The organism is Nostoc sp. KVJ20, assembly GCF_001712795.1.
In the GTDB taxonomy this organism is placed as follows: domain Bacteria; phylum Cyanobacteriota; class Cyanobacteriia; order Cyanobacteriales; family Nostocaceae; genus Nostoc.
The window spans coordinates 1-7,406 of record NZ_KV757713.1; the positions used below are offsets into that span (position 1 = coordinate 1).

Here is a 7,406-nt window from a genome sequence, read left to right on the forward strand (position 1 = left end):
CTCCACATTGCTAGTATCAATGCTTGCGACTTAGACAGATGCGGCATCTTTTCTATGACTTTCCTCGTCCATTGCCTTAATTCCTCGCTTTTTCCTAAAAGCATTTTCCCCCCACACCCTGACATTCTTCACCGCATCTGACTTGCATATTTTTGCGGTCTGACAACAGTTGTGTATTTTACCTGCTTTTCTCCCTCTTTCTTAAACCCCTACCCTTGAAAGGGAGGGGCAGAGGGGCAGAGGGGAAAGAACTTGGTATTTGAACTCTCCTCTGCTCCCCTGCTCCCTTGCTCCCTTTTTCTGCACCTTCTTGACAAATATGCAATTATCTAGATATTTAACTGATAGTCACTGTACAGCTTTTTCTCACCATTTAGTCTAAAACTTCAGTCATAAATATCTCTTGGGTGAAAAAGTACTTAAGTTCTGTGCTAAATCTATCTTTGTCTGTAGAGGAATTTGGGTATGCTAAGACGTAAGCGCGGAGTTATACTCACTTCTGTTGGTTTACAGAAGTTCGAAGAAGCAAGGCACAAGTTTGAGTTTCGAGATAATTTTGGCAAGAGATTCACTCTTGAAGAGTTAAGCTACCGCACTAACTTAGACCCTCTAACAATCAGAAAAGTTTTAAACCGTAGGAAGGGAGTTGACAAGCGAACACTTGAGGCTCTCTTTCTTGGTTTTGATAGCTGCCTATGCGAAGGCTACTATTCGACCTCAGACCCCAATTGCCGTCAAGATTGGGGGGAAGCTGTTTCTGTCTTAGCATTTTACGGACGTACAGAAGAACTCAGTACTCTGGATGAGTGGTTGCTGAAGGATCGCTGTCGATTAGTGACCATTCTCGGAATGGGTGGAGTCGGGAAAACTAGTCTGTCAATCAAATTGGCAGAATTAATGCAGGACAAATTTGATTGTATTGTCTGGCGATCGCTGTATGACGCTCCACCCATTGATACATTCTTAGGTAGCATCATTCAGTTTCTATCTGACGAGCAAGAAACTGAGGCAGAATTGCCGGAAAGCGTTAGTGATAAGATTTCCATGCTGCTTAACTACTTTAAGGAAATGCGCTGCTTGGTCGTGTTCGATAATGTAGACGCTGTGTTACGTGGTGGGAGTCGAGCCGGACAATATAACCTTGGATATGAGCAGTATGGCGAACTCCTGAAACGAGTAGGTAAATCAGACCACCAGAGTTGCTTGCTACTCACAACGCGAGAAAAACCTAAAGAAGTTGCCTCTCTAGAAGGAGAAGCCTTACCAGTGCGAACTTTGAGATTGGGTGGACTCAAAGAAGGAGAGGGAGAAGAAATTCTTAAGAGTAAGAGGCTCAAGGGTTTAGAAACTCAATTTAACGCACTGGTCAAACGCTATGGAGGCAATGCCTTAGCCTTAAAAATTGTGGCAACTACGATTCAAGATTTATTTGATGGTTATATTTCTGAGTTTTTAAAAGAGGAAACCACCGTATTTGGGGATCTTCGTGATTTATTAGAGCAGCAATTTGAGCGTTTATCTGATGAGGGAAAAGATGTAATGTACTGGCTAGCGATTAATCGGGAGCCAGTAACCCTCTCCAAATTACGAGAAGATTTAGTATCGCCTTTTCCCCAACTCAATTTAATTGAAACGCTGGAATCTTTGGGACGGCGATCGCTCATCGAACGAGATACAGCCTACTTCACCCTACAGCCAGTCGTGATGGAGTACGTGACAAGTCGCTTGGTTGAGCAAGTTTGTGAGGAGATTGCTAACCAGGAGTTTTCGCTTTTTAAAAGCCATGCTCTGATCAAAGCTACTGCCAAAGACTATGTAAGAGAGACTCAAATTCGTCTCATTCTCTATGCCGTGATTAACAGATTAATTCCAGTCTTTGAAGGCAAAAAAAACTTGGAATATGAACTGACTCAAATCTTACTCAAGCAGCAAGAGAAGTCACCCTTGGAGCCGGGATATGTAGCAGGTAATATTCTTAACTTACTCAATCAGTTAGGAACTAATTTAACGGGCTATGATTTCTCTGGTCTAACCATTTGGCAGGCTGACCTCCGAGATGTAAATTTGCAAAATACGAATTTTGCTTACGCCAATTTAGCGAGGTGTACGTTTACTGAAACCTTTGGTGCTATTCATGCGGTAGCCTTTAGTCCTGATGGAGAACTTCTGGCGGTAGGTGACAGTAATGGAGAAATTCATCTGTACCAAGTTAGCGATGTGCAACCAGTCTTCATCTGCACGCGACATAAAAGTTGGGTAACATCACTGACGTTCAGCCCTGATGGTAAGATTCTCGCTAGCGGTAGCACCGATTACACAATAAAGTTATGGGATGTTAGTACTGGTCAGTGCCTTCGCACCTTAGAAGGGCATACAAATGAGGTTTGGTCGGTTGCATTTAGCCAAGATAATTGCACATTAGCAAGTGGCAGCGATGACTGCACCGTGAAGCTATGGAATAGCAGCACTGGAGAATGCTTCAAAACACTCCAGGGACATCTTAGTTGGGTACTCTCTGTTGTCTTTAGGGGAGATACTCAACTGTTGAGTGGTAGTGACGATTGCACTGTTAAATTGTGGGATATCAAAACTGGACAGTGTATGCAAACGTTTGAAAAACACCATAATAGTGGAATACGGTCAATAATCCTCAGTCCAGATGGTCAAATATTGGCAAGTGGCAGCGAGGATCAAACTATTAGGCTATGGAAAACTCAAACGGGTGAATGTCTCAAAACACTTCTGGGGCATTCAAATCGAGTTTTTTCAGTGGATTTCAGCCCGCAAGGCGACCTTTTGGCTAGCGGTGGGCACGATCATACCGTGAAGCTATGGAGTGTCGATACGGGTGAATGTTTCAAAACGCTTCAAGGACATTTCAGTTGGGTCTTTGCAGTTGCCTTCAGTCCCCAAGGCAAGCTTTTGGCTAGCGGTGGACACGATCAAACCGTGAAGCTATGGAGTGTCGATACAGGTGAATGCCTCAAGACCCTACAAGGATATACCAATCAAATACTCTCTGTTACCTTTAGTCCTGTTAGTGCTAGCTTGTCAAGCATTGGTCAAATGTTTGCTAGTAGCAGCCGCGATCGCACTGTGAGGTTATGGGATGCCGCAACTGGTGAATGCCTCAAAGTGTTAAAAGGACATTCCAACTCGGTTCATTCAGTTATCTTTAATCATGAAGGAAATATCCTAGTCAGCAGTAGTGTAGATAAAACACTGAAAATATGGGATGTTCCTTCAGGTAAAACCTTAAGAACCTTACAAGGACATCGCGCAGCAGTTTTATCGATTGCCTTTAGTCCCGACAGCCAGACGATCGCCAGTGGCAGTGAGGACTGTACTATAAAATTATGGGACGTTCGTTCAGGTCGAACCTTAAGAACCTTACAGGGACATAACGCTGCGGTTTGGTCAGTTGCCTTCATCTCTCAAGGAGAGATATTGGCGAGTGGCTCCTGGGATCAAACGGTCAAGTTATGGGATATTCACACGGGTGACTGCCTCAGAACATTGGCAGGACACACGAGTTGGATTTGGGCAATTGCGATCGCCCCTGATGGTAATATCCTGGCAAGTGCTAGTCCAGATCGAACAATCAGGCTGTGGAATCCGCACACGGGTGACTGCCTGAAAGTTTTACAAGCAGACACAAACTGGTTGCAATCGATCGCCTTTAGCTCTGATGGCAAGATACTGGCTAGCACGAGTCACGATCTGACAATCAAGTTGTGGGACGTTTGCACGGGTGAGTGCCTGAAAGTTTTGCACGGACATACAGGCTTGGTTTGGTCAGTTGCCTTTAGTCCAGATAACCAAACCTTGGTTAGTGGCGGTGACGATGAAACGATTAGACTTTGGGATATCGGAGCAGGCAAATGCTTAAAAACCATGAGAGCGAGTAAGCCCTATGAGCAAATGAATATTGTCGGAGTTAAAGGTTTAACTGAGGCGGCAACGGCCACGTTGACCTCTTTAGGAGCAGTTATCTAAGCTCAAACCATTAGCCTAGTAGTTCGCCAAGTGAACTTGGCGGGGAAAGGGGAAAGGGGAAAGGGGAAAGGTTAAAGGTTAAAGGTTAAAGGTTAAAGAGTAAAGGTTAAAGAGTAAAGGTTAAAGGTTAAAGGTTAAAGGTTAAAGGGAAAAGATTTTGAGTTTTTTCCCCTTTACCCCTTCCCCTTTACCCCTTCCCCTTTACCCCGACTTTTGCAAGAAGTTCACTGAGACATGACTCTTCGGGCTGCTTCGAGGGTGCGATCGATGTCTGCTTCGGTATGAGCTAAAGAAGTAAATCCGGCTTCAAATTGAGATGGAGCTAAATAAACTCCATGTTCTAACATCCCGCGATGGAAACGAGCAAATTTACTTAAGTCAGACTTCTTAGCATCCTCATAATTGCGAACCGGGCCTTCGTTAAAGAAGAAACCAAACATCCCGCTAATCTGACCACCGCAGGCAGCATGACCTGTTTCTTTAGCAATCTCCAGCATTCCCTCTGTGAGTCGCTTCGTAATCCGATCGAGATACTCGTAAGTTCCAGGTCGTTGCAACAACTCTAACGTCTTAATCCCTGCCGTCATTGCCAGTGGATTGCCCGAAAGCGTTCCGGCTTGATACACGTTTCCAGCTGGAGCAACCATCGACATAATTTCTTGGCGACCACCATAAGCGCCGACTGGCAGACCGCCGCCGATCACCTTACCTAAGGTAGTTAAGTCAGGAATAACACCAAATTTCTCCTGCGCTCCACCGTAGGCAATCCGAAAGCCTGTCATCACTTCATCAAATACCAATAGCGCTCCATGCTCTTGCGTCAGTTTTCGCAAACCTTCAAGAAAACCCGCATCAGGTGGAATAAAACCTGCATTTCCAACAACAGGTTCAAGAATTACACCAGCAATTTCACCGGGATTTTGCTCGAACAATACTTTTACTGCTTCTAAATCGTTGAAAGGAGCGGTCAGCGTGTTGCTAGTCACCGATTTGGGCACACCAGGAGAATCGGGCAAGCCGAGAGTGGCAATACCAGAGCCAGCCTTAACGAGAAACATATCGGCGTGTCCGTGGTAGCAGCCTTCAAACTTGATTGCTTTCTCCCGTCCCGTAAAAGCTCGCATCAGACGAAGAACAGCCATACAAGCTTCCGTGCCGGAGTTGACAAAACGCACCATCTCGATACTGGGAACAGCATCGATTACCATCTGTGCCAGTACATTTTCTAGATAGCAGGGCGCACCGAAGCTAGTTCCTTTATGCAGCGCATCGTGCAGAGCAGCAATGACTTCAGGATGAGTGTGACCGCAGATAGCTGGCCCCCAACTGCCGACATAATCGATATATTGATTGCCATCTACATCCCAGACGTAAGCGCCAAGGACGCGATCGAATACGATTGGCTGTCCACCAACAGATTTGAAAGCCCGCACGGGGGAACTAACTCCTCCTGGCATTAATTTTTGGGCAGCAGCAAAGATTTCCTCCGATTGGGTGGTTTTTAAGCGAGTCGTTGCAATCATGATTTTTTCTCCTGAGATATTTGACTTGATGCGATCGCGAAGAGTGAGAATCTAGTAGTCTGTCCCATTAATTTTGCAAGGTTTGTAGTAAGCACTTAAGTGCTTAAAAATCCAGGACTAAAGTCCTTACTACAAACTTTTATAACCCTTCAGAACTAATGACATAGACTACTAGTAGTCTGTCAACCCAAAGATGCTAGGTGAGGTCTGGGGAAAGGGGAAAGGGAAAAGGTTAAGGGATTTAAAACCTTTCCCCCTTCCCCTTTACCCTTTACCCCGCCAAGTTCACTTGGCGAACTACTAGTTATTAAGAGTGACAAGCAAAACGTGCAGATATTATTTCAATTCGAGCATGACTTCATTGTGTCTAAATGCGGGCAAGATGAACGGAGAGTCATAAAAAGCATAAATCGCTTTACCTTTTGTTTCGATACCTTGCCGAGCCAGAAAAGCAGATAATTTGGCTTCGTTTTCCTGCAATTGTTCATCCCCAGCTAGACCGGAGAAACGGATTGCCGCTACTTTATTGCTGGGAACTTCTTTGATAGTAATGCGAGAGTCTTTTGGTTTTGGCAGCGTTGCCAGCGTATATTCTGAGGGCATTACAAACTGTACCGCCCAAGCGCTTGTGGCAATATTTTCTCCCGCTTCTTGTTGAATCACAGGCGCAGTCATGGCGATTTTTTCACTTGGCTGGGATTGCGTGACAGGCGCAGTCATAGCAATTTTTTTTACAGACGTGTTTTCACCAAATATGTAAGCGGCAAGAATCGAGAATGCAGCCTTGTTTGCTCGATCTCTTTCAGTTTGAATGACTGTTTCAGCAACAATTTTTGGCTCGTATTGCCGTATTTCAATATCATCATAAGATTGCAATACGGAATATTTTGGTTCTTCAGTTTGACTCATAAGACTTTCACAAATAGCTAAAATTAATGCCAATAAAAAATCACGTTCTCACTAGTACAATTAGATAGTCCCTTACTTTCCCACTTCTTGTACTAAGCGTCCATCTTCCATGTGGATGATGCGATCAGCAATATCGAGAATTCGATTATCGTGGGTGACTAGTAAAATGGTACAACCCTGCTCTTTAGCTAGACGCTGCATGATATCTACAACATCGCGACCTGACTTTTTATCGAGAGCAGCAGTCGGTTCGTCGGCAAGAACAATTTTAGGACGGCTGACTAGGGCACGAGCGATCGCAACTCGCTGCTTTTGCCCTCCAGAAAGACTATCTGCATAATAATCGATGCGATCGCCCAAACCAACACTTTTCAGAGTATCCGTTGCCAGCTGATCCATATCTTGCTTGAGGTACTCATCGTGTAATTCCAAAGACATTCGGACATTCTGCTTTGCTGTTAAGAAGGTTAACAAATTGTGTGCTTGAAAAATATAACCAATCTGCCGCCGCACTTGCATCAGTTGCCGCTTACTAGCCCCAGATATTTCCTGTCCCAAAACTTTCAGGTTGCCTTCGCGAGCGGATCTCAATCCACCTATTAGTGTTAGTAAAGTGGTTTTACCAGAACCGGATGGCCCAGTCATAATCACAATCTCTCCAGAATAAATGTCGAGATGAATATCAAACAAGACTTGCTTGCAGAGTTCTCCCCGACCGAAGTAGTAATCGAGATGGCAAACTGAAATAACGGGTTGTTGGGAAGTGTTTTGAGTTTTGAGTTTTGAACTTTGACCGAGACTAATTTCTTGCAACATGAGAGTTCAACCGTAAATTTGGGGACTTCCAAATAAAAAAATATAAGATGCCACTGGTGTCAACTTTTGCCAAAAATAGCGTACTGATTGGGTGTTGTTCACCCGCCAGGGATTGTAAATCCCTGACTAATTGCTCAAGTCTACTGAAGTAGACTGAAAATT

4 protein-coding genes are annotated in these 7,406 nt (G+C 44.5%); 1 reads left to right on the forward strand and 3 read right to left on the reverse strand.

The annotated features are described in order from the left end of the window. The first annotated feature begins 465 nt into the window (after window positions 1-465). On the forward strand, window positions 466-3,996 hold the full coding sequence (locus A4S05_RS31165) for a WD40 domain-containing protein (protein ID WP_069073644.1): 3,531 nt from the start codon (window positions 466-468) through the stop codon (window positions 3,994-3,996). A 224-nt stretch (window positions 3,997-4,220) separates the two neighbouring features. On the opposite strand, the gene hemL is transcribed toward A4S05_RS31165, so the two are convergent. From hemL to A4S05_RS31180, 3 genes are all read right to left on the reverse strand, one after another. After that, on the reverse strand, window positions 4,221-5,519 hold the full coding sequence (gene hemL / locus A4S05_RS31170) for a glutamate-1-semialdehyde 2,1-aminomutase (protein ID WP_069073645.1): 1,299 nt from the start codon (window positions 5,517-5,519) through the stop codon (window positions 4,221-4,223). 336 nt (window positions 5,520-5,855) lie between these two features. After that, window positions 5,856-6,428: an SOUL family heme-binding protein gene (locus A4S05_RS31175; RefSeq protein WP_069073646.1), complete on the reverse strand. Its 573-nt coding sequence runs from the start codon at window positions 6,426-6,428 to the stop codon at window positions 5,856-5,858. Window positions 6,429-6,500: 72 nt separating this feature from the next. Further along, window positions 6,501-7,244 (reverse strand): DevA family ABC transporter ATP-binding protein, encoded by a 744-nt coding sequence (locus tag A4S05_RS31180; protein ID WP_069073647.1) that lies wholly within the window; start codon window positions 7,242-7,244, stop codon window positions 6,501-6,503. Window positions 7,245-7,406 lie beyond the last annotated feature (162 nt).